This window comes from Streptomyces sp. NPDC001393, assembly GCF_053597455.1.
Genome location: NZ_JBSFIH010000037.1, coordinates 29,937 through 51,649, shown reverse-complemented (window position 1 = coordinate 51,649; position 21,713 = coordinate 29,937). Strand labels below are relative to the sequence as shown.

Genomic DNA, 21,713 nt, shown 5'->3' with positions numbered 1-21,713 from the left:
CGGCTCTCAGCCACCCCGCCGCCGCAGCCGCTCCCCGCCCGCCAGGACGGCCGTGGCCAGCGCGCTCGCCGCCTCCTCCGCCGTGCCCCGGCGCCGGCCGTGGACGAGGACGAAGTCGACCTTGCCCAGGTCGGGCAGCCCGGCGCGGTCCGGCAGACGGAAGAGGCCGGGCGGGACCAGGCGCCGGGAGTGGGCCATCACGCCGAGCCCGGCGCGGGCCGCCGCGATCAGTCCGTTGAGGCTGCCGCTGGTGCATACGATCCGCCAGTCGCGGCCCTCGCGCTCCAGCGCGTGAAGCGCGCGGGCCCGGGTGATGCCGGGCGGCGGATACACGATCAGCGGGACGGGCCGGTCCGCGTCCAGGCGCAGCCGCTCGGCGCCGATCCACACCAGGTCGTCGCGCCAGACCAGTTCGCCCCGGGGATCCTCCGGGCGCCGCTTGGCCAGCACCAGGTCCAGCTTCCCGGCGGCCAGCTGCTCGTGCAGGGTGCCGGACAGCTCCACGGTCAGCTCCAGGTCGACCTCCGGATGGTCGTAGCGGAAGGCCTCCAGGATCTCCGGCAGCCTCGTGAGCACGAAGTCCTCGGACGCGCCGAACCGCAGCCGGCCGCGCACCCGGGTGCCGGTGAAGAACGCCGTCGCCTGCTCGTGGACCTGCAGGATCCGGCGCGCGAAGCCCAGCATCGCCTCGCCGTCCTCGGTCAGCTCCACCGCATGGGTGTCCCGGGTGAAGAGCTGCCGCCCGGTTGCGTCCTCCAGCCGGCGCACATGCTGGCTGACCGTGGACTGGCGCAGCCCCAGCCGGCGCGCGGCCTGCGTGAAGCTCAGGGTCTGGGCCACGGCGAGGAAGGTGCGCAGCTGCGTCGGGTCGTACACGCCTGCCAGGCTACCTGGCTATCGCGAAACGTGATGACAGTCAGAGTGGTGTGCGGGATTCCCGATCGGTGTGCCGTGGAGCACGATGGAGGGGGCCCCTGGGGGCCCGCGAACGAACGGAACGGAGCACTGTGAAACGCCTGTCCTGGCCGGGTTGGATGCCGGTCGACCCGTACATCGTGCTGCTGATCGGGACGGTGGGCCTCGCGGCGTTGTTCCCGGCCCACGGCACCGCCGCGCATGCCGCCTCCGGTGCCTCCACGGCCGCGATCGCCTTCCTCTTCTTCCTCTACGGCGCCCGGCTCTCCACGAGGGAGGCGGTGGACGGACTGCGCCACTGGCGGCTCCACGTCACCGTGCTGGTCTGCACGTTCGTTCTCTTCCCGGTGTTCGGGCTGGCGGCGCGCGCCCTGGTGCCCGTACTGCTGACCCAGCCGCTCTACCAGGGACTGCTGTTCCTGACGCTCGTGCCGTCCACGATCCAGTCGTCCATCGCGTTCACCTCGATCGCCCGCGGAAACGTGCCCGCGGCGATCTGCGCGGGCTCCTTCTCCTCCCTCGTCGGCATCGTCCTGACCCCGCTGCTGGCGGCCGGGCTGCTCGGCAACAGCGGCGGGGGGTTCTCCGCCGACTCCCTGGTCAAGATCGTGCTCCAGCTGCTGGTGCCGTTCCTGGCGGGGCAGGTGCTGCGGCGCTGGATCGGTGGGTTCGTCGCCCGGCACAAGAAGGTCCTCGGGCTGGTCGACCGCGGCTCGATCCTGCTGGTCGTCTACACCGCCTTCAGCGAGGGCATGGTCCGGGGCATCTGGCACCAGGTCAGCCCCGCCCGGCTCGGCGGACTGCTCGCCGTCGAGGCCGCACTGCTCGCCGTGATGCTCCTGCTGAGCTGGTACGGCGGCAGGGCGCTCGGCTTCGGCCGGGAGGACCGGATCGCCATCCAGTTCGCCGGCTCGAAGAAGTCCCTGGCCTCCGGGCTGCCCATGGCCAGTGTCCTGTTCGGCGCCCACGCCTCCCTCGCCGTGCTGCCGCTGATGCTGTTCCACCAGATGCAGCTGATGGTGTGCGCGGTCATCGCCAAGCGCCGGGCCCGGGACCCGGAGGAGGCCCCGGGCGTCGTCGGCGGGTCAGCGGCTCACCTGGTCCAGGGGCAGCCACAGGACCGTGTCCTTCGGTGACCGCAGCGCCCTGGGATCCGCCAGCTCCGCGTCGGTGAGGGCCCGGTCCCAGACGTGCACCTCGTCGATGGCGCCGGTGAAGAAGGCCCGGCTGTCCATGCGCTGACCGATGTGCACGCCGAAGGGGGAGTTGCGGCTCACCGAGCCCGGTACGTCGGCGACGGACCACTGCACACCGTCGACGAACAACGCCAGCCGCCCTCCGCCCCGGCGCAGCACGAGGTGATGCCACTGGCCGTCGTTGTATGCGGTATCCGTGCGCACATACGCGGTCTGCGGCGCGATCGCCCCGTCCCGTACCGTGATCAGCCCCTGTATGCGGTGGTTCGCGGGCTCCCCGCGCACCCACACCTGCGGCTGGGTGGTGCCGACCCCGCCCATCCACAGCAGGGGCTGCTCCCCGGTCGTGGCCGTGTACCGGAACCACAGGGACGCCGTGAAGCCCCTCGTCCCCAGGGGCAGTTCGGGGCGGAAGGGCAGGCGTAGGGCGCCGTCGGTGCCGTCGAACCGCAGCGCGCCACCGAAGACCCCGGCCGTCTCCTCGGCGCCGCCGAGCACCGCGGCCGGGCGGGCGTGCGGGGCGAGGTCGGCGGTGACCGGGTCGGGGCCACGGCGCGGGGCGAGCCAGTCCTCGGTGAAGCGGGCGAAGCGGATCTCGTCGCGTGCGTCCACCGCGCCGCCCTCGTAGACCAGCCCCACCGTGTCGGTGTCGAGACGAGCCATGTCGGAATAGCCGGACCAGTCCGTGGTGACGACCGTGCCACGGTCCACGCTGTCCCAGGTGCGGCCGCCGTCGTAGGAGGAGCGGATCATCATCGTGCGCCGCCGGTCGGGGTCGCCGGGGCAGGCCAGCAGCAGGCGGTCGCCCAGGCGCAGCAGCGAACCCTCCACCTGCGGGGCGTACAGGTCGGGCAGGTCGTGGAAGGGTGCGGTGAAGCTGCTCCCGCCGTCGCGGCTGACGGCCTGGGTGCGGTGGCCCAGGTCGGTGCCGTCCTGCTCGCGGCCGCTGACCAGGACGGAGCCGTCGCCGCGCTCGGCGAGGGCCAGTTCGGAGGGCTTCTGCCGGAAGGTGCCGTCGTCGGCGATGGGCCAGGTGTCGGTGGCGCCGATCCGCCAGTGGCCGCCGTGGTCGTCACTGACGATCAGCGCCGCGTGGTTGGCGGTGACCCGGGTGCCGTCCCAGGTCTCGGTGTTGACCCCGAAGACCAGCCGGCCCGCGTACCTGCCCTTGGTGAGCTGGATACCGTGTACCGGCCCGGTCGCGTACCAGGAGTTCCAGTCGGCGGGCAGGATCTCCGGGCTCAGGTCGCGCGGTACCGACCAGGTCCGTCCGTCGTCGTCGCTGTACTGCAGGTGCGGGGTGCGGTCGCAGGGGATCGAACAACTGGCGCTGTCGGTACGGCCGGTGTTGTACGTCTCCGCGAGCCAGACCCGGCCCGTTGCGCGGTCCACGATCGGCGCGGGGTTGCCGTGCGTGTCGCCGCCGCCGTCGTTGACCACCTGCAGCGAGCCCCAGGTGCGGCCGCCGTCGATGGAGCGCTTGAGCACGATGTCGATGTCGGCGGCGTCCCCGCAGTTGAGGACCCTGCCCTCGGCGAACGCCAGCAGCGTGCCGTCGGTCGCCCGCACGATGGACGGTATGCGGAAGCAGGCGTAGCCGGGGTCCTGGGAGGCCCTGAACAGGACCTGCTGCTCGAACTCGGGGTCGGCTGCGGGGGATTGGGCATGTGCCGGGTGCGGAGTTGCGAGCGGCACCAGGAGCAGCGCCGCCGCGGTGAGGGCGGCGGCGAGTACCGCTCTGAGACGGGCGCGGAGACCTGACGGCATGGTGCGACCTTGCCCTTCGTCGGAGGACATCCAGACATCCGCACATCCGGACATTCCATGTCCAACGCGCGCCCCAACGACGGTAGTTGGGGCCAGGTCGCCTCACAAGAAGCGTGCAGCACATGGAGCGCGTGCGGGGGCTACGGGCGCAGCACCACCTTGCCGAGGTTGGCCCGCCGCTCGATCGTCTCGTGCGCCTTCGCCGCGTCCTGAAGTGCGAACTCCGCGTGCACGGCGGGCTTCAGGGCGCCTTCGGCGAACAGCCGCCACAGCTCCCGGCGCCACTGCTCGTACAGGTCCGGCCGGCCGCGGGCGATCAGGGCCATCTGGAACCCGATCACCGATTTCGCGCCCACCAGCAGGTCGTAGGCCCGGACGGTGCCGCCGCCCGAGCTGTAGGCGACGAGGCGGCCGTGCGGGGCCAGGGCGGCGAGGGCGGGAGTGAGCAGGTCGCCGCCGACGGCATCCAGTACACAGTCGACGGGATCTCCCCAGCTGTCGTCGCCGTACCGAACGCAGTCGTCCGCGCCGAGCGAGCGGACGAAGTCCGCCTTCCCCGGGTCGGACACGGCCCCCATCACCCGCCCGGCACCCCGCGCCCGCGCCAGTTGCACGGCCAGGTGGCCGATCCCGCTGGCCGCCGCCGTGATGAGGACCGCCTCGCCCGGTGCCGCCCGCGCCGCCTCCAGTGCCCCGTACGCCACCAGGCCGCTGCGCACCAGTGCGATCGCGTCCACGGCATCGGCGCCGTCCGGGACGGGGGAGGCCATGGCCTCGTGCAGCAGGGCGAAGTCGGCGTACCCGTGCCCGAAGCACATCCCCGTCACCTGCTCGCCCGCCCGGAAGCGGGTCACGCCCTCGCCGACCGCCACCACCTCGCCGGCGATCTCGCCGCCCAGCGCGATCGGCTCGGCGGCCTCGGTGACCTTGCGAACCACGGGCAGGGTGACGCCGATCGCGGCGCAGCGCACCAGCAGCTCGCCGGGGCCGGGCTCGGGGACCGCCGCCTCCTCCAGGAACAGCGGTCCGCCGGTGGATTCGTATCGGACGCGACGCATCGCACACACCTCCAGGGCGGGTACGCCCGGCACCTCGATCGTTGGGAACACCCATGAACTCGTTGGGAGCCCCAACGGTAGCCGAGTTTCATTGGGAGGTCCAACGGTTTCTCGGATAGGCTGCCGACATGGCCGACGCACCCCTGCCCGCGATCCGCTCCCTGCCCAGCTGGCACCTCGGCCGAGCCGCAGCCCGGGGCCGTTCCCTGGTCGCCGGCGCGCTGGCGGCCGAGGGTCAGAAGATGTGGCACCACGTGGTCCTGTCCGCCGTCCGCGACCTCCAGCCCGTCGCCCAGGCCGACCTCGGCCGCAGCGTGGGCCTGGACCCCAAGGACCTGGTCGGCGTGCTCAACGACCTGCAGTCCGCCGGCCATGTCCTGCGCGCCCCCGACCCCAGGGACCGGCGCAAGAACGCCGTGTCCCTCACCGACGACGGCGCCCGCCTCCTGGTGCGCTGTGAGAAGGCGGCCCGCGAGGCCAACGACGAGCTGCTCGCCCCGCTGTCCGCCGCCGAACGCGATCAGTTCATGGGCCTGTTGATCCGGATTTCCGGCACGGACGGCTAACGGCGGCTAACGTTCCGTCATGACCGCAGCTTCCGTCCTCGACCCGCAGCGCACCGCCCTGGTCCTCGTCGACCTGATGGAACGCATCGTCGCGCTGCCCCTGGAACCCCGCAAAGGCACCGAAGTACTGGCCACCGCCGAAGAGCTGGCGCAGACCTTCCGCACCGCCGGAGCACCCGTCGTCCTCGTCCGGGTCGAACGCCCCTCGCTCGCCGACCAGCCGCCCGGCAGCGGACTCGTGCCCGGTCTCGCCAGGCACGGCGACCTGGAGGTGGTCAAGCGGACCATCGGCGCCTTCCAGGGCACCGGCCTGGACGAGCGGCTGCGCGAACGCGGCGTCACCACGCTGGTGTTCGGCGGCATCGCCACCAACCTCGGCGTCGAGTCCACCGCCCGCGCCGCCGCCGACCTCGGCTACGACCTCGTCTTCGTCGAGGACGCCATGGCGGCCTTGACCGCCGCCGAGCACGAGGCGTCCGTCCGGCTGGACTTCCCGAGACTGGGCACGGTGACGAGGGGGGCCGAGGTGACCTTCGCCCGACAGCGCCCAGCATGATCCGCCAGGGCCAGGGCCCGCCCCGGTGTCGAGAGGGCGAACGCACGCAGGCGCGAAGCGCTGAGCACGATCGGCCTCTCGACACCGGCTGAGGCGCCCCGAAGGCGTACGAAGCAATACGAACCAAAAAGAGTCAGCCCTGGGCGGCCGCCTCGCGCAGAGCGATGCGGTCCTCGCCCGCGTACACGTTCATCGAGCTGCCCCGCAGGAAGCCCACCAGCGTCAGACCCGCCTCGGCGGCCAGGTCCACCGCCAGCGAGGACGGCGCGGACACGGCCGCCAGCACCGGGATGCCCGCCATCACCGCCTTCTGCGCCAGCTCGAACGAGGCCCGCCCGGAGACCAGCAGGATCGCCCGCGACAGCGGCAGACCGCCGTTCTGCAGCGCCCGCCCGACCAGTTTGTCGACCGCATTGTGCCGGCCCACGTCCTCCCGTATGTCCAGCAGCTCGCCGTCCTCGGTGAACAGGGCCGCCGCGTGTAGGCCCCCGGTCCGGTCGAACACCCGCTGGGCCGCCCGCAGCCGGTCGGGGAGGCTCGCCAGCAGCTCCGGGGCGACCCGGACCGGGGGAGTGTCGGCGATCGGGAAGCGCGCGGTGGTGCGGACGGCGTCCAGGCTGGCCTTGCCGCACAGCCCGCACGAGGAGGACGTGTAGACGTTCCGCTCCAGGGTGAAGTCGGGGAGGGCGACGCCGGGCGCGGTCTTCACGTCGACCACGTTGTAGGTGTTCGAGCCGTCCACCGTCGCGCCCGCGCAGTAGACGATGTTCTGCAGATCGTCTGCAGTCGCCAGTACACCCTCGCTCACCAGGAAACCCGCCGCCAGCGCGAAGTCGTCGCCCGGGGTGCGCATGGTGATCGCGAGCGGTGTGCCATTGAGCCGGATCTCCAGGGGTTCCTCGGCGACGAGCGTGTCCGGCCGGGTGGAGAGTGCCCCGTCCCGGATGCGGAGGACCTTGCGTCGTTCCGTGACTCGTCCCATGTCCTGATCAGCCCCGGTTCTGTACGTGCTGGTAGCCGAAACGGCCCTTGATGCAGAGATTGCCGTGGGTCACCGGGTTGTCGTGCGGCGAGGTGACCTTCACGATCTCATTGTCCTGCACGTGGAGCGTGAGGGTGCAGCCCACTCCGCAGTACGCGCACACCGTGGACGTCCGCGTCTGCCGCGACTCGTCCCAGGTGCCCGCTGCCCGCTGCCCGCATGTCGAACTCCGTCTTCGGCGCGAGCGCCCCGGTCGGGCACACCTCGACGCAGTTCCCGCAGTACACGCACGCCGAGTCGGTGAGCGGGGCGTCGTGCTCGACGGCGATCCGCGCGCCGAAACCGCGCCCGGCGACCGAGATGGCGAAGGTGTTCTGCCACTGGTCGCCGCAGGCGTCGACGCACTTGCAGCACAGGACGTGCCGCCACCCGAGCCGAACGCCACCGACAGGCCCGCGACGCTCGGCGCGTGACAGGTCCGGTTGCAGGCGTCGACGTTGTGGGTGCCCATGACGACCCGGGCGAACTTCTGCGCCACGTAGTTCGTCTCGTTGGTGGCGCGGGAGCAGGAGAACATCCCGAGTGCGCCCTTGTCGCGTTCCAGGCCCCGGGCCGCCCGGTCCAGCGCCTCCTCCCAGCTCGCCCGGCGGAAGGGTGCGTCGCGGCTGTCCCGGACCAGCGGGTGGGTCAGCCGGGTGTAGGTCTTCGGTTGCCGTTTCCTCGTGCGGCGCTCCTCAGCGCGAGCAGGTCCGAGATGGCGTGTAAGGTGCGCAGCGCGGGCACCTCGACGCCGGTGATCTCCGCCAGTTCGACGACGGCCGCGAGCAGCACGTCCAGCTCCAGCGGCTTGCCGCGTTCCAGGTCCTGAAGGGTGGAGGTGCGGTGGTCGCCGACGCGTTCGGCTCCCGCGAGCCGGCGTTCGACGCAGACACCGACTGTGCAGCCGAGGGCCTCGGCGACCGCGAGCGTCTCGCGCATCATGGTCTCGATGACCCGGGGGGTGCCGCCGTGCAGGCACATCTGCCGCATGGTGGCGCGGGCGAGCGCGCTGATCGGGTTGAAGGAGATCCTCCCGCGCAGCTTGACCCAGATGTCCCCGCGCAGGTCACGCTCCACCGGGCACCTCGGCCCGCCGGTCCGCATGACCTCGCTGAGGTCCAGACAGCGCGCGGCAGGCGCCGATGGCGCCGGCGCCGAGAACTGCATACTCGCGTCGGCCCCTCTCCCCGACACTTCCACGGCATGGGTTCGCACGGCGACCGTTGAACGCGTCCCGGATACCGTTCACCGCATACGGTCGACCGCGGCCTTCTCAACTCCCGCTCCCCGACCTACCGTCCGCGGGCATGAGCAGCCACCCTCTCGCACCCCCGGGCTGGAGCCGCTGGCTCGTCCCGCCCGCCGCCCTCTCCGTCCATCTGTCCATCGGGCAGGCCTACGCGTGGAGTGTGTTCAAGCCGCCGCTGGAGTCCGCGCTCCACCTCGACGGCACGCAGAGCGCGTTGCCCTTCCAACTGGCGATCGTGATGCTCGGTCTGTCCGCCGCGTTCGGCGGCACCCTCGTCGAACGCAACGGGCCCCGCTGGGCCATGACCGTGGCCCTCGTCTGCTTCTCCTCTGGCTTCCTGATCTCCGCGCTCGGCGCCCAGACGAGGCAGTACTGGCTGATCGTCCTCGGCTACGGCTTCGTCGGCGGGATCGGGCTCGGCATCGGCTACATCTCGCCCGTCTCCACGCTGATCAAGTGGTTCCCGGACCGGCCCGGCATGGCCACAGGCATCGCCATCATGGGCTTCGGCGGCGGCGCGCTGATCGCCTCGCCCTGGTCCGCGCAGATGCTCTCCTCCTTCGGCACCGGCCACTCCGGGATCGCCCTCGCGTTCCTGGTGCACGGGCTGTCGTACGCCGTCTTCATGGCGCTCGGCGTGCTGCTCGTGCGCGTGCCGCGCGCGGACACTCCCGCGACGAGCGCGAGCGCGAACGGGCCGCGTGTCGTCGACGGCGTGCAGGTGTCCGCCCGCAGCGCGGTGCGCACCCCGCAGTTCTGGCTGCTGTGGATCGTGCTGTGCACGAACGTGACCGCCGGCATCGGCATCCTGGAGAAGGCCGCCCCGATGATCACGGACTTCTTCGCCGACAGCTCCACCCCGGTGTCGGCCTCGGCGGCCGCCGGTTTCGTCGCCCTGCTGTCGGCGGCCAACATGGCCGGCCGGATCGGCTGGTCGTCCGCCTCCGACCGGATCGGCCGCAAGAACATCTACCGCTGCTACCTCGGCGTCGGCGCGCTGATGTACCTGCTCATCGCCCTGTTCGGGGACTCGGCGAAGCCGCTGTTCGTGCTCTGCGCCCTGGTGATCCTCTCCTTCTACGGTGGCGGATTCGCGACGGTCCCCGCCTATCTGAAGGACCTCTTCGGCACCTACCAGGTCGGCGCCATCCACGGCCGGCTGCTCACGGCCTGGTCCACCGCGGGCGTCCTGGGGCCGCTGATCGTCAACTGGATCGCCGACCGGCAGAAGGAGGCCGGCAAGCACGGTTCGTCGCTGTACGGGCTGTCGTTCGGCATCATGATCGGCCTGCTCGTCGTCGGCTTCGTCGCCAACGAACTCGTCCGTCCCGTCCACGCCCGCCACCACATCCCCGCCCCGAGGGAGGCCGCCGATGCCCAGCGACAGCAGCCCGCCTAGCCTGCGGGGCCTGATCACCCTCGCCTGGCTGTGGGTGGGGGCACCCCTCGCCTACGGGGTGTACGAACTCGTACAGAAGGCGACACAGCTGTTCACCGGGTGACTGCTCGGGCGTCCGAGGGCCTGAGGGAAGCCGACAACTCGGACGCCCGATTCCTGTGGCTTCACCTGCCCTCGTACCCGTGGGTCACTGATCAGACTGGTGGATCCCGCTACCCACGGCCACGAGGGGACTCCCGCCATGAACGGCTCGCGCATCGCCGCCATCGGTCACTACCAGCCCGCCCGGGTGCTCACCAACGAGGACCTGGCCGGGCTGGTCGACACGAGTGACGAGTGGATCCGCAGCCGGGTAGGCATCCGCACCCGGCACATCGCCGGACCAGACGAGCCGGTGGACGAGCTGGCCGCGCACGCCGCCGCCAAGGCCCTCGCCGCCGCAGGCACGGCCCCCGGCGACATCGACCTGGTCCTGGTCGCCACCTCCACGGCGATCGACCGTTCCCCGAACACCGCCGCCCGGGTCGCGGCCCGGCTCGGCATCCCGCAGCCCGCCGCGATGGACGTCAACGTGGTGTGCGCGGGGTTCACCCACGCACTGGCCACCGCGGACCACACCGTCCGGGCCGGTGCCGCCTCCCGTGCGCTGGTCATCGGCGCCGACAAGATGTCCGACGTCACCGACTGGAGCGACCGCACCACCTGTGTCCTGGTCGGCGACGGCGCCGGGGCCGCCGTCGTCGAGGCCTGCCCGTCGGGTCAGGAGCCGGGGATCGGGCCGGTGCTGTGGGGATCGGTGCCCGACATGGGGCACGCCGTGCGGATCGAGGGCACCCCGCCGCGGTTCGCGCAGGAGGGGCAGAGCGTCTACCGCTGGGCCACCACCCAGCTGCCGGCCGTCGCCCGCAGCGCCTGCGAACGGGCCGGCGTGGCACCCGAGGAGCTCGCCGGGGTCGTGCTGCACCAGGCCAACCTGCGCATCATCGAACCGCTGGCCGAGAAGCTCGGCGCGGTCAACGCAGTGGTCGCCCGCGACGTCACCGAATCCGGCAACACCTCGGCCGCCAGCATCCCGCTCGCCTTCTCCAAGCTGATCGAGCAGGGGGAGCTCCGGTCCGGCGACCCCGTGCTGCTGTTCGGCTTCGGCGGCAACCTGTCGTACGCCGGGCAGGTCGTACGCTGCCCGTGAGGGCCGGGCTAACGGTGAAGTCGGCGCACACAGGCCTGGATTGTGTGCACCGTAGACTGTAGACAAAAGACAATCGGTACTGGCGTTCCAGCGCCCACGCGCCAGAACCGCCCAGGAGGGGGACCGAAGATGTTGTCGACCGGACTGCCGCACGGGGCCGTGCCCAAGCTGGACCGCCCCGGACCCCTGCGCGACCGCGTCTACGAAGCACTGCTGGAGCTCATCACCACCCGCGCGCTGCAGCCCGGCCAGCATCTGGTCGAGAGCGAGCTCGCCGGACACCTCGGCGTCTCCCGGCAGCCGGTGCGCGAGGCACTGCAGCGGCTCAACACCGAGGGCTGGGTCGATCTGCGGCCCGCGCAGGGGGCGTTCGTGCACGAGCCGACCGAGGAGGAGGCCGACCAGCTCCTCACGGTCCGCACCCTGCTGGAGGCGGAGGCGGCCCGGCTGGCCGCCATCGACGCCGACGCCTCGGGGATCGACGCCCTGGAGGAGCTGTGCGCCGAAGGGGAGAAGGCCGTCGCCGCCGACGACGTGGACCGCGCCGTCGCTCTCAACGCCGCCTTCCACGCCAAGGTGATGGAACTGGCGGGCAACGCGGTCCTCGCCGAACTCGCCGCCCAGGTGGACCGCCGGGTCCGCTGGTACTACACCCCGGTGGCCCGGCAGCGCGGGCGCCAGTCGTGGATCGAACACCAGGAGCTGATCGCCGCGATCGCCGACCGCGACGACGAGCGGGCCGCCTACCTGATGCGGTACCACACCGAATACACCCGTCGCACCTACCACGAGCGCAACACGTCCTGATCACATGGGTTCGTCTTCCGGCCGGCCTGATCGCATGGGTTCGTCTTCCGGCCGGGCCGCCGCGCACGACCGGGCCTCCACCGCCAGCATGGCCGCGAACACGGCCACCAGCAGCAGTAGTTCACCGTAGACCGGCAGGTGGATGCCGGCCGCGCTGCCGGCCAGGGCGAACGCGGCTCCGGCCGCCCGGAAGCGGACCGGCCGCAGCCGCAGGGCCGTACGGAAGGCCACGTCGCCCACGAGGAACAGGGCCACTCCACCCGTGAGCGCCAGGGCCGCTCCCGGCTGAGGGTGCTGGGCCAGATGTCCGAGGGTCTTCTTGATGCCCGCGGCGAGGTAGGTGATGCCGAGCAGCATCGGCAGGAAGGTGTAGCAGTAGGCGCTCATCGCAAGCCGCCAGCGGGCCGGGGCGGGCGTCGCCCGGAACGCGGCCTCGGCCCCCTCCTCGTCCCGCACGAAGTACGTCCACCACAGCGCGACCGACAGGGCCAGGGCCAGGAATGCGCCGCAGAACAGGCCGGGGGTGAGCGGAAGATCACCGATGCCGACACCGATGGAGACCACGGACTCGCCGAAGGCGGTGATCAGCAGCAGTCCGTGCCGCTCCACGAAGTGCGCCGGGTCCAGGGCGCCCAGCTGGACCCGCAGGGTCGCCGCGCTGCGTCCGTCCTTACGGCCGGGCCCGTGCTCGGCCACGAGCGGCGTCACGAACTGCAGGGGGATCGCCAGCAGCCAGAGCCCGTCCGTAGCAAGCCCGTGGACGAGCCCGGCGGCGGTCACCGACAGGGCCGCCAGCGCGTTGGTGACGCCGTACCAATGGAGTCCCAGCCATGGCTGCGGGTGTACAGGGCGGTGTGCACGACCACCACGAGCAGGAACCCGAGACCGAAGACCACGCCGGTGTCGTCGAAGACCCGGGGGATCGCGAGCGCGCACACCAGGAACGCGGCCATGCCGAGCATGAGCAGCAGCCGCCGGGACGGCCGGTCGCCGGCCCGGCACCGCTGGACGGACCCGTGTCCAACATCGCCAGCTGGCAAATCCGATGAGCGTCCTCGTGCACGCCGCCCTCGTGCAGGCCCTGGCCAGCAACGCGGCATCGCCAAGACCCGACCGACGGCGGTGTGGCCTGCCTCACCCTGGCCATGGCGCCGGCCGCCCGTGAGGGCGCGCCGGTCACGCTGGTCGGCGCAGGGACCGTGAGCTGAACCAGGCACTGGTGCGGGCGCCGGAGATCAGCTGCGTGTCGTTCGTCGGGGGCCGCGACACCGGCGCCGACGTCGCGACGGCGGTCGCCGGCCTCGGCAAACTGCACATCCTGGAACAGGAGGGCCTGAACACCTGGGGCATCTGGGATTTCTCCGGCTGGGAGCGGCTCACGGCCGTGGTCCCCAAGCTCTTCGACTACGGAAAACAGCGCTGCACCGCCTACCCGCGTTTCGTGGTGCAGCGCTCCCTGTTCGACGCGCTCCTGGACCGGCCACGGCATCCCTCGCTCCCGGGGCGACCGCAGCGAGCTCTTCGGCGGCTCCGGCGCCTCCTGGCGCGGTGCCTTCGTAGCGCGGCGACCTCCTGATCCGCGCCGTGACCGGGGGCCGGGTGGGGGAGCGGCTGCCCGGGAACTTCCCGGGCTACCAGGTCATGCCGTAACGCTCACGTTCTGTACGCAACCTCATCCATTCCGTACACGGCCCCGCCCGGGCGGCCCCACTCGTGCCGGGCCGTCCCTACGGGCCGGATACGCAGGTGAAACGCACTCCGAAACCTTGGTATTGTTGTCCCTGTCGCCACGGGGAACACCCCCGGCAAGGCGGCAGACACCTAGTCCGGGTGGCGGAATGGCAGACGCGCTAGCTTGAGGTGCTAGTGCCCTTTATCGGGCGTGGGGGTTCAAGTCCCCCCTCGGACACTCCTTATAACGATACGGAATCGAGGGCCTCGACCTGACGGTCGCGGTCCTCGTTGCGTGTTCGTAGCTAATGGTGATGCCCAGTGCCTCGTAGAGGGGGCCTTTCTTCTCGACGGTGGCGTTTTGGATGGGCTGTGCAATATCTCCTAGGCTCTCATGATTGGCCGGATCTGTTGCGCGTTGAGCGGGATCTGCCTCTTTCGGCGGCGGCGGGGTGCGCGTCGAGCTTCTTCTGAGCCGCGTCCTTGTCCCGCTGGGCCTCGTTGATCCACTGGGTGACGACGGCGGGGCCGGCTCTGGCGTCGAGGGCTGCCTGGTAGCGGGCGAGCCGCCGCTCGCATTCCTTGATCGCCTGGCGTGCTTGGGCCTGCTCCTGCTCGGGGGTCTGAGGCTCTGCGGCGTTGGCGTGGGTGAGCGCTTCGATGGTGGCGGAGAGCCGTCGGGGGCGAAGGTCCTTGCGATCCACCGGTCCAGGGCCTGGCACAGGATGTCTTTCCCGCGAGGCAGACGGTGCGCTGGTGCTTCAGGTCGGGGTAGAGGGCGACTTCGCGTAGGGTGCCCGCCCCACTTGCCGGAGCGCTCCTGCCGTCCCTGGTGGTGGGCGCACTGTGTGCGCACGGTGCGGGCGGCATCGAAGAGAGCGGGGCGGATGAGCGCTTCGTGGGCGGGCTCGTTGGAGTGGATCCACTCCTCGACGGGGTTGTGGCTCATGTGGGCGTGGTGGCCGAGGGTGACGTCGTCGACATCGAGAAGGCCTTTTTCCTTGCGTTGCTTGTTCCAGACCTCGTGGCCGGTGTAGCCGGGGTTGAGGAGGATGACGCGCACGGCACCCTGCTGCCATGCGGTCTTCTTGCGGTGCCGATTGCGGGCGGCGTCGTGGGCGGAGGGGCAGGGAGTTCCTTCCCTGCCAGCCCGATGTCGAGGCCGCTGGCCGGGAGTTGACGTCTCGCCGTTGCTGTCATTACGCGATGTGTCGTGTCAACTCCACTTCGTGCCATTCCGTATGTTAACGATGTCAACGATTGGCTTCATTGAGTCCCGTCGACTGCTCTGTGTACGGTGGCAGACATGACAGACACTTCCGCAGCCTCGGCCAAATCCTTGGTCACCGGCTCCGAGATCGCGCGGCTTGCGGGTGTCACCCGTGCAGCGGTCTCCAACTGGCGGCGGCGGTACGACGACTTTCCCGCGCCTTCCGGGGGTGGCGCGAACAGTCCGCTGTTCGATCTGGCCGAGGTGCAGGCGTGGCTGGACAAGCAGCGCAAGGGGCAGGGCCTCTCGCAGGAGGTGCAGCTGTGGCAGGCGCTGCGCGGAGCCTACGGTGACGAGATGATCGGCGGCCTGGCCGATGTCGCACAGCTCCTTGCCGACGCCGAGCGGGTGCCCCCGCACGGGCTGCCCGCGGATGCCGTCCGACTGGTGCGTGGCTTGGCCGCCAGCAGCCCTGCGGGGGATGTCGTGAGCGCCCTCGCCGAGCGCTTCACCGACTCCGTGCGCAGGGCCGGCTCGGACCAGGTCACCTCGCCACGGATCGTCCGCGCCCTGCAGCACTTCGCCGGTGAGGTGGAGGCCGATGCGACGCTTTTCGATCCGGCTTGCGGGATCGGCACCCTGCTGCTGTCGGTCGGCCCCGAGCGGGGGCCGAGGCGGTGCGGTCAGGAGTCCGACGTCCTCAGTGCCCGGTTCGCGCAGCTGCGAGCCGACCTCGCCGGGTGCACCGACATCGACATCGTCACTGGGGATTCCCTGCGTGACGACCGGTGGGCGGTCCTCAAGGCAGACCTGGTCGTTTGCGATCCGCCCGTCGGTGACACCGACTGGGGACGCGAGGAACTGCTCCTCGACTCCCGCTGGGAATTCGGCACGCCGTCGCGGGCCGAGGGCGAACTCGCTTGGTTGCAGCATGCTTACGCACATACCGCACCCGGCGGTCGCGTCCTCATGGTCATGCCCGCTTCGGTCGCTTACCGCAAGGCCGGCCGACGTATCCGCGCCGAGCTCGTACGCCGTGGGATCCTCACCCAGGTCACCGCCCTTCCGCCGGGCATCGCAGCCTCGCACGCGCTCCCCGTCCACCTCTGGCACCTGCGTCGCCCGCAGTCCCTCGGCGACGCTGCTACGCATGTCCGGATGATCGACCTGACCGCGAACGACCCTGACGGCCCCCTGACCCCAGAGCCCGGCCAAGCGGCGGACGTTTCTCTGATTGAGCTTCTGGACGACGTCGTGGACCTCACTCCAGGCCGCCATGTCGAGCAGTCCCATCGCGACTATGCAGCCGAATACCGTGCGTTGCGGCGCCAGTTGGCCGAGCAGGTACAGGTGCTGGCCGAGCTGCTTCCGGTGCTGACCGCAGGCGGCGGTGCCAGCACCACAGACGGGCCGACCGTCAGTGTCGCCGACCTCGCCCGCGCCGGGCTCGTCGAGTACGGCGATCCGGAGCCGGTCTCGGTCAGCGAGCAGCTCGACACAGACTTCCTTCAAGGCTTCTTGCGCAGCGCGGCCAACACTCGCCGTTCCACGAGTGCCAGCGGGTCCTTCCGGCTTGACAGCAAGGGGGCCCGTATCCCGCAGATGGACATTGCCGAGCAGCGCCGGTACGGGGCCGCTTTCCGTGCCCTGCAGGAGTTCGAGGAGCGAGCGAGAAGAGTGGCGGAGCTGAGCCGGGAAACCGTCGCGTTGGCGCGGGACGGTATCGGCAACGGCGCGTTGGCGCCGGGCGACTGACGCTTCGCTTCGTCACTCTTGCCGCCGGGCACTGACTTCACTTCACTTGGGGACGAAGGAACTGGCTGTTCCGCTCCAAGACACCACCAGCGCTTCCCGTGCGCGTGTGCAGGCCACGAACAGCAGGCACCGCTCGCGCAGCAGGTCGGATTCGTGCTGCAAAGCGTCTACCGCGGGAGACGTCACCTCACGCGCGAACGGCACCGCGCTCGCTGTCACTCCGAGGACGGCCACGCAGCGAAACTCGAGCCCCTTCATCGCGTGCATGGTGGCGAGCCGGACCCCGTCCACGTCCGACCCCGGATTGTCCCTGACCCGGACCACCGGCACCTTGGCCGCGGTCAGGTTGTCGTAGACCTTGTCGAGCAGCACGTTGAAGCGGGCGCACACGCCGATCTCGGACGGGCGGATGCCCCGTGCGATCCATCCTTCGACGTGCTCGACAAGCGCAGCCACCTCCGACTGCTCCGAGTCGTAACCGTCCACCTGCGGCCTTCGACCGTGCAGCAGAGAGCGGTAGCCAGCCAGCGTGTCGTTGCCCTCGCCGCCCAGGTCTTCGACCGGCACGGGGCTGAGGATCCCGGTCGACCATGCAAGGATCTCTTCGGTACTGCGGTAGTTGATGCGCAGGCGGTGAGTCCGCCCGGTGACCGATATGCCCAGTGACCCGAGGGAGACCTTGGAGTCGTAGATCCGCTGGTGCGGGTCGCCCGTGATGAAAAGATCGTCACTGCCGGGTGCGACCGCGCCGCGCAGGACACGCCACTGGGCCGGGTGCAGGTCCTGCGCCTCGTCGACCACCACGTGGTCGTGCGTGGGCGCCGAGGCGGCCAGGAGCTCGGCGGCCCGTGCGCAGACCTTGAGGTGCGTGGTGGCCTTCTGCTCGCGCAGCAACGACTCGAAAAGCTCAACGGCGGGCCACAGTTGGCCCCGCTTGGCCGGCGACAGTGCGCTGCCACGGCCGCGGCGGGTTGCCGCACGGTAGGCGTCGAGGCTGCGCAGGTCCTGGGACAGGATCACGTGCCGGTACTCCTGCGCCAGGAACTGCTCCGTCCACGGCGACCCGAGCTTCTTGAGGACCCGCTGCCACAGTTGCCGCTCCTCCCGGTCGTTGATGGGGGAGGGGGCCTTGCCGTCGAGGCGGGTCACGATGCCGTGCGCATACGCGTTGACCGTCGTCACCTCGACGCGGGCGAGCAGCGACCCGTCCCCGTCGAGGAGGAGGGACAGGTTCTCCCGTAGCGAGGCAGCCAGTGCGTTCGTGTAGGTGGTCAGCAGGACCCGGGTGTCGGGCGAGCGACTGAGCAGGTGCTTCACCCGGTGGAGCGCCGCGACCGTTTTGCCGGTTCCCGGGCCGCCCGTGACCTGGACCGGTCCGCCGTACGACACCCGATAGGCGACCCGGCGCTGCGAGGGGTGCAGGAACACCCGCCACGCCGCGAACGGCTTCTCCAGGATGTCGGCGAGCTCCTCCGGGCCGGTGACCAGCGTGATGCGGCTCGTGGTGTTGGCGATCGCGACGGCGAGGCTCTCGTCCGGATCGGGACCGGCATCGGCGGGACGCCGCACGGCGACCACGTCCCGGTAGACCTCCTCCGGACTGAACCCTTCGGCCAGGTACTGCAACACCTCGAACTGGTCCTCCGGCAGCAGCGTCCCGAAGGCCTCCAGCTGGGCCTTGTCCACGATGGTGCGGACCGCGCGCAGCACCTGATCGTCGATGCCGAGCTCGCGCAGCACGGTGTCCGAGTACGCGGCGAACAAGAGGGAATCGGCGGCGGCCGCCGCCGTCTCCAGCTGCGGGGTCAGCTGCTCGATCGCCACCACGTTGCGCACTTCGAGCGCCCTGGTGGCGGAGTTCGTCGTGTAGAGGCGCTTGGCCGCCCAGGTGTACGCGTCGTCATGGCGAACAACGTTGACGAGCAGAAACACGTCACTGCCGTCGTCCGGGGCGAGAACGACACCGCGCCAGAAGTCGTTGATGCGGATGGTCCGCATACGCGGATCGCGAGCGTTCTCGACGGACTCCAGGTGCAGCCCCTTGTCCGCCTGCAGTGCCGGAACCGTGAGCTGCTGGAACTTCTGCATTGCCTTGCGCACGCCGGCCCTGACGGGCCTCTCGAGGACGTCGTAGCTCTCCCAGAAGCTGTTGGCGAACGCGAGCTGCGGCACGACATGCACTCCCCACCCTGAACGGACATGCGCAGGCGATCATACGCGCCGAGTGGTCCGCGCAGGTCAGTCGCGTCCCGGGCCGGTCATGCGCCGGGCGGTCGCCGCGATGTCCGCGAGCAGCCCCGCCGGCTCCTGGTCGAGCTCCAGGGCATGCTGGTGGATCACGATGCCCGCGTGACGCACGCGGTGGGCCCCGTGTGAGGCGTTGCCCTTCGCATACACCAGGTGCCCTTCGCGGAGTCCCAGGGCGGTGCAGTACGCCAGCATCTGGTACAGGTCGGCGTCCGGAAAGCCGCCCCGCTTCTCCGCCTTGTACTTCGCGTCCGCCACCGCGCACGGGGTGCCGCCCGGCCCGTACAACACGAAGTCCGGTTTCATCCGGATCGCGGCGGCGTCGTCGAGGTGGTGCGTGTCCTGGAACCGGACGGAGAATCCCGAGCCGCGAAAAGCCTCCCGGAGAGCGACGGTTACGAAGTCCTCGAAAAGCTTGTTCATGTCGAGCAGGAATCCGTCGATCCGCAGCCCGCCGGGCGCGTGCTCGGCCGAGGTGCCCTCGAGCACGGCACGGGCAAGGAGGAGGGCCTGGTGATACCGGGCGTTGAGGCGCGTCGGCCGCCACTCGGGGAGCGGCTGTCCGCGGACGATCGCCGCGACGTCGGCGAGCCGGGCACGCTGGTGCAGCAGTCTTCGGCGCACGTCGCGCGGTACACCAGGCAAGCGCAGGAGACGCTCGACGGCCGCCCGCAGGATGCGGTTCTCCGCGATGTCCGTGGTGAACTCGTCGTATGCCACCTCCACCGGCAGGGTGGCGCCGAACTGCCGCCGTATCTGCTCGGCCTCCCGGATCCGGCCGCGCACGACGAGAGCCGTCTCCTCCGTGGCCCGGTACCCCTGCAACAGGCCTTGTCGCAGGGCCAGGTCCACCTTCCGCTCCACGGCGTGAGCGAGTGCGGGCAGCAGGCCGCGGTGCTCGGCCACCTCAACGTCCCCGTCCCGCCATGCGCCTTTGGGGTCGAGGCTGTAGCCGAGCAGGAAGAAGAGACGGGTCATGGGCACCTTGGGCTTGACGCGCACGGTGAAAGGCTCCCCGCCGCCCGGCACCGAGACGGCCACCGCGCCGACCGTGCTGCCGGCGCGCAACGACCAGCGGCCCGGCGTGTAGGCATCGGGTGCCGCATCCACGATGTCCCCGGCGGCGAGGGCCCGGCCGACGCCGTCCGGCAGGGCGAGGCTGACCGCCGGCGCGTGCTCCGTCAGCTCGACGGACGACGCCGGCCCTTCGACTGCGATGACGGCCGTCACGCCAGGGACTCCCGCAGCGCGGCCAGCCCGTACCGCTTCTCGATGTCCACGCCTTCCCCGTAGTGGTGCTCCTCCAGAAGCGGCAGTATCTTCGTCCGCCAGGTCCGCTCGAGGCCGCCCTCCCGATAGACCCCCTTCTTCATCAGGTACGAGGGCCCGATGCGGAAGTCATGGTCATCGATGCGGGAGTTGAGCGCGTCGAGCAGATCCGCGGGCTCTGTGTCCTTGCCCTCCCTGACCAGCCAGCGGCGCAGCAACCCGCTCGTCGGCTCCGTACGGGGCGAGAGCTCGACGAACGCGAAGCGACGACGCATCGCCGCGTCCACGAGCGCGATGGACCGGTCCGCGGTGTTCATGGTGCCGATCACGAAGAGGTTTGGCGGCAGCGCGAAGTCGTCACCGGAGTAGGTCAGCCGCACCGACTTGTTGCGGTACTCCAGCAGGAAGTACAGCTCGCCGAAGACCTTCGCCAGGTTGGCGCGGTTGATCTCATCGATGATCAGGAAGTGCGGGATGTGCCGGTTGCCCTCGCGGGAGGCGAGGTCGGCGAGTTCGCGCAGCGGCCCGGCGGTGAGCCGGAAGGCGACCTCCCGCGTCTCCGGGTTCTCCTGTGGCCGGAAGCCCTCGAAGAAGTCCTCGTACGCGTAGGAAGGATGGAACTGCACGAGCTTGACCTGCTCCGGGCCCCCACCCAGGAACTCCGCGAGCTTCAGCCCCAGGTACGTCTTTCCGGTGCCGGGCGGCCCGTACAGCACGAGCTGCCGCTCGTCCCACAGCAGGTCTCGGATCTCGCGCAGCCATTCCACGTCATGTACGAGGAGTTCGGCGGTCAGCTCGTTCGTCGGCTCGGGCAGTTCGAGTTCGCGGCGGGCGGTGAGTGCGGCGAGTTCGATGCTCGGATCCCGTTCTATGGCCTCGGCTTCCTCGGCCAGCTCCTGATCGCTCAGGCCCAGCCCCTCGACGAAAGCCTGGACGGACGACAGGTCGACGACGTCGTGCTGGACGGACAGCCTCTGCTGCAGTTCCTCGGGCAGTTCGTCGTACGGATGGCCATCGGGCCGCCACTCCACGGGCCGGCGCAGATTGGACCGCCGGTCCTCGGACTCCGTCTGTTCCACTTCACCGGTGATCTCCCCGACGTACAGGCGCCCATCGGAGATGGTGCAGACCGTGTCGCCGGGCTTCATGCGCGACAGGAACGCGTGGAACTCTTCCACCAGCTGTTGCTTCTGGCTGTAGGTGGCCGTGGACTCGTAGTCCTCCTGGACCAGTGCGCGCAGCTGGTCCTTGCTGACGCCCTGCCCGACACCCTGCCGAAGCCGCGACGCGGCGAGGGTGACCCGCCCTTCGGACAGCCACAGCCGCTGGACGAGGTCCAGCCCGCTGACGTTCGAACCGCGCACCAGCCACGGGCGGTTCGGGCCGGGCCAGGTCCCCGGCATGAAGTCGGCGAGGGGCCTGCCGTCCTCGGTCTTCCAGTCGACCCAGCCGTTCGGGTTGCGGCCCGTCAGCACCGCCGCCGCTCTCGACGGGGAACCGAAGGTGATTGCTTCCGTCGTCTCCAGCCAACCGGGCCACTTCTCGGACTGCCCGATCCGCCCCTCCCGAATCAGCTCCTCGCGCTGCCGCTGCGCGGCCGCCGCCCGGCCGGCGAACGATGGCACGACCTGGGGCCGAACGGGCTGGCCGGCATCTACGACGAAGCTGCGGCTGCCGTTGTCGCCCACCTCATCCGTAGGGCGCCCTTGGGCGACCGGCCCGCCGTTCGGCAGCCGCAGATAGAACTCCGGGTACTGCACGCCGTCGCCGGCCATGGTCACCACTCCCCCCACACCACGCAAAGATCCACCGAGAACGATAGGGCCCTCCTCCGACAA

At 70.6% G+C, this 21,713-nt stretch carries 18 protein-coding genes, 1 tRNA gene and 5 pseudogenes; 10 read left to right on the top strand and 14 right to left on the bottom strand.

The window, feature by feature from the left end; genetic code table 11:
• Window positions 1–6 precede the first annotated feature (6 nt).
• Complete coding sequence (locus tag ACWC2T_RS31240; protein ID WP_450673687.1) at window positions 7–876, bottom strand: LysR substrate-binding domain-containing protein; 870 nt, start codon at window positions 874–876, stop codon at window positions 7–9.
• A 158-nt stretch (window positions 877–1,034) separates the two neighbouring features.
• Between ACWC2T_RS31240 and ACWC2T_RS31235 the strand changes: the two genes are divergently transcribed.
• Window positions 1,035–2,051 carry a bile acid:sodium symporter family protein gene (locus ACWC2T_RS31235; RefSeq protein ID WP_450673715.1) on the top strand — a complete coding sequence of 339 codons (1,017 nt, stop codon included), beginning with the start codon at window positions 1,035–1,037 and terminating at the stop codon, window positions 2,049–2,051.
• On the opposite strand, the gene ACWC2T_RS31230 is transcribed toward ACWC2T_RS31235, so the two are convergent.
• Window positions 2,001–3,878, bottom strand: a complete 1,878-nt coding sequence (locus ACWC2T_RS31230) for an exo-alpha-sialidase (protein WP_450673686.1) — start codon at window positions 3,876–3,878, stop codon at window positions 2,001–2,003. The two genes, ACWC2T_RS31235 and ACWC2T_RS31230, sit on opposite strands and share 51 nt — an antisense overlap.
• 140 nt (window positions 3,879–4,018) lie before the next feature.
• Window positions 4,019–4,936: a quinone oxidoreductase family protein gene (locus ACWC2T_RS31225; RefSeq protein ID WP_450673685.1), complete on the bottom strand. Its 918-nt coding sequence runs from the start codon at window positions 4,934–4,936 to the stop codon at window positions 4,019–4,021.
• Between the two features lie 128 nt (window positions 4,937–5,064).
• Between ACWC2T_RS31225 and ACWC2T_RS31220 the strand changes: the two genes are divergently transcribed.
• Window positions 5,065–5,502: a MarR family winged helix-turn-helix transcriptional regulator gene (locus tag ACWC2T_RS31220; protein WP_351212080.1), complete on the top strand. Its 438-nt coding sequence runs from the start codon at window positions 5,065–5,067 to the stop codon at window positions 5,500–5,502.
• 19 nt (window positions 5,503–5,521) lie between these two features.
• Window positions 5,522–6,058 (top strand): isochorismatase family protein, encoded by a 537-nt coding sequence (locus ACWC2T_RS31215; RefSeq protein ID WP_450673684.1) that lies wholly within the window; start codon window positions 5,522–5,524, stop codon window positions 6,056–6,058.
• Between the two features lie 133 nt (window positions 6,059–6,191).
• Here the strand turns inward: ACWC2T_RS31215 and fdhD are convergent, their stop codons facing one another.
• The 4 genes and pseudogenes from fdhD to ACWC2T_RS31195 all read right to left on the bottom strand — a co-directional run.
• The gene (gene fdhD / locus ACWC2T_RS31210) at window positions 6,192–7,040 is read right to left on the bottom strand and encodes a formate dehydrogenase accessory sulfurtransferase FdhD (protein WP_450673683.1); all 849 of its coding nucleotides are present in this window, start codon (window positions 7,038–7,040) and stop codon (window positions 6,192–6,194) included.
• A gap of 7 nt (window positions 7,041–7,047) precedes the next feature.
• Window positions 7,048–7,456, bottom strand: a pseudogene (locus ACWC2T_RS31205) (4Fe-4S dicluster domain-containing protein); the annotation flags it as partial.
• Window positions 7,456–7,761, bottom strand: a pseudogene (locus ACWC2T_RS31200) (molybdopterin-dependent oxidoreductase); the annotation flags it as partial. The pseudogenes ACWC2T_RS31200 and ACWC2T_RS31205, both read right to left, overlap by 1 nt.
• A pseudogene (locus tag ACWC2T_RS31195) lies at window positions 7,728–8,207 on the bottom strand (ketopantoate reductase C-terminal domain-containing protein); the annotation flags it as partial. The pseudogenes ACWC2T_RS31195 and ACWC2T_RS31200, both read right to left, overlap by 34 nt.
• A 179-nt stretch (window positions 8,208–8,386) precedes the next feature.
• On the opposite strand from ACWC2T_RS31195, the gene ACWC2T_RS31190 reads away from it, so the two are divergent.
• The 4 genes from ACWC2T_RS31190 to ACWC2T_RS31175 all read left to right on the top strand — a co-directional run bounded on the left by ACWC2T_RS31190 (window position 8,387) and on the right by ACWC2T_RS31175 (window position 11,723).
• Window positions 8,387–9,727: an OFA family MFS transporter gene (locus ACWC2T_RS31190; protein WP_450673682.1), complete on the top strand. Its 1,341-nt coding sequence runs from the start codon at window positions 8,387–8,389 to the stop codon at window positions 9,725–9,727.
• Window positions 9,702–9,830, top strand: coding sequence for an MFS transporter small subunit (locus tag ACWC2T_RS31185; protein ID WP_450673681.1), 129 nt, complete (start codon window positions 9,702–9,704; stop codon window positions 9,828–9,830). Before ACWC2T_RS31190 ends, ACWC2T_RS31185 begins: the two co-directional genes overlap by 26 nt.
• A 138-nt stretch (window positions 9,831–9,968) precedes the next feature.
• A complete protein-coding gene (locus ACWC2T_RS31180) occupies window positions 9,969–10,916 on the top strand; it encodes a beta-ketoacyl-ACP synthase III (RefSeq protein WP_450673680.1) in 948 nt (315 codons plus the stop codon).
• Window positions 10,917–11,045: 129 nt separating this feature from the next.
• Window positions 11,046–11,723: a GntR family transcriptional regulator gene (locus tag ACWC2T_RS31175; protein ID WP_450673679.1), complete on the top strand. Its 678-nt coding sequence runs from the start codon at window positions 11,046–11,048 to the stop codon at window positions 11,721–11,723.
• On the opposite strand, the gene ACWC2T_RS31170 is transcribed toward ACWC2T_RS31175, so the two are convergent.
• Both ACWC2T_RS31170 and ACWC2T_RS31165 read right to left on the bottom strand, forming a co-directional pair.
• A complete protein-coding gene (locus ACWC2T_RS31170; RefSeq protein WP_450673678.1) occupies window positions 11,724–12,503 on the bottom strand; it encodes a low temperature requirement protein A in 780 nt (259 codons plus the stop codon).
• Window positions 12,500–12,676 (bottom strand): low temperature requirement protein A, encoded by a 177-nt coding sequence (locus tag ACWC2T_RS31165; RefSeq protein WP_450673677.1) that lies wholly within the window; start codon window positions 12,674–12,676, stop codon window positions 12,500–12,502. The genes ACWC2T_RS31170 and ACWC2T_RS31165 overlap by 4 nt, the downstream gene beginning before the upstream one ends.
• Before the next feature lie 33 nt (window positions 12,677–12,709).
• Here ACWC2T_RS31165 and ACWC2T_RS31160 point away from each other — a divergent pair.
• A pseudogene (locus tag ACWC2T_RS31160) lies at window positions 12,710–13,373 on the top strand (aldehyde dehydrogenase family protein); the annotation flags it as partial.
• A 174-nt stretch (window positions 13,374–13,547) separates the two neighbouring features.
• Window positions 13,548–13,632, top strand: a tRNA-Leu gene (locus ACWC2T_RS31155).
• A gap of 154 nt (window positions 13,633–13,786) precedes the next feature.
• Here the strand turns inward: ACWC2T_RS31155 and ACWC2T_RS31150 are convergent.
• A complete protein-coding gene (locus ACWC2T_RS31150) occupies window positions 13,787–14,098 on the bottom strand; it encodes a hypothetical protein (protein ID WP_450673718.1) in 312 nt (103 codons plus the stop codon).
• Window positions 14,099–14,304: 206 nt separating this feature from the next.
• Window positions 14,305–14,457: pseudogene (locus ACWC2T_RS31145) on the bottom strand (recombinase family protein); the annotation flags it as partial.
• Window positions 14,458–14,700: 243 nt separating this feature from the next.
• On the opposite strand from ACWC2T_RS31145, the gene ACWC2T_RS31140 reads away from it, so the two are divergent.
• On the top strand, window positions 14,701–16,359 hold the full coding sequence (locus ACWC2T_RS31140) for an N-6 DNA methylase (protein ID WP_450673676.1): 1,659 nt from the start codon (window positions 14,701–14,703) through the stop codon (window positions 16,357–16,359).
• Window positions 16,360–16,401: 42 nt separating this feature from the next.
• Here ACWC2T_RS31140 and ACWC2T_RS31135 read toward each other — a convergent pair whose 3' ends face one another.
• The 3 genes from ACWC2T_RS31135 to ACWC2T_RS31125 all read right to left on the bottom strand — a co-directional run bounded on the left by ACWC2T_RS31135 (window position 16,402) and on the right by ACWC2T_RS31125 (window position 21,650).
• Window positions 16,402–18,531, bottom strand: coding sequence for a UvrD-helicase domain-containing protein (locus ACWC2T_RS31135; protein WP_450673675.1), 2,130 nt, complete (start codon window positions 18,529–18,531; stop codon window positions 16,402–16,404).
• Window positions 18,532–18,597: 66 nt separating this feature from the next.
• On the bottom strand, window positions 18,598–19,836 hold the full coding sequence (locus tag ACWC2T_RS31130; protein WP_450673674.1) for an McrC family protein: 1,239 nt from the start codon (window positions 19,834–19,836) through the stop codon (window positions 18,598–18,600).
• The gene (locus tag ACWC2T_RS31125; protein ID WP_450673673.1) at window positions 19,833–21,650 is read right to left on the bottom strand and encodes a DUF4357 domain-containing protein; all 1,818 of its coding nucleotides are present in this window, start codon (window positions 21,648–21,650) and stop codon (window positions 19,833–19,835) included. Before ACWC2T_RS31125 ends, ACWC2T_RS31130 begins: the two co-directional genes overlap by 4 nt.
• Window positions 21,651–21,713 lie beyond the last annotated feature (63 nt).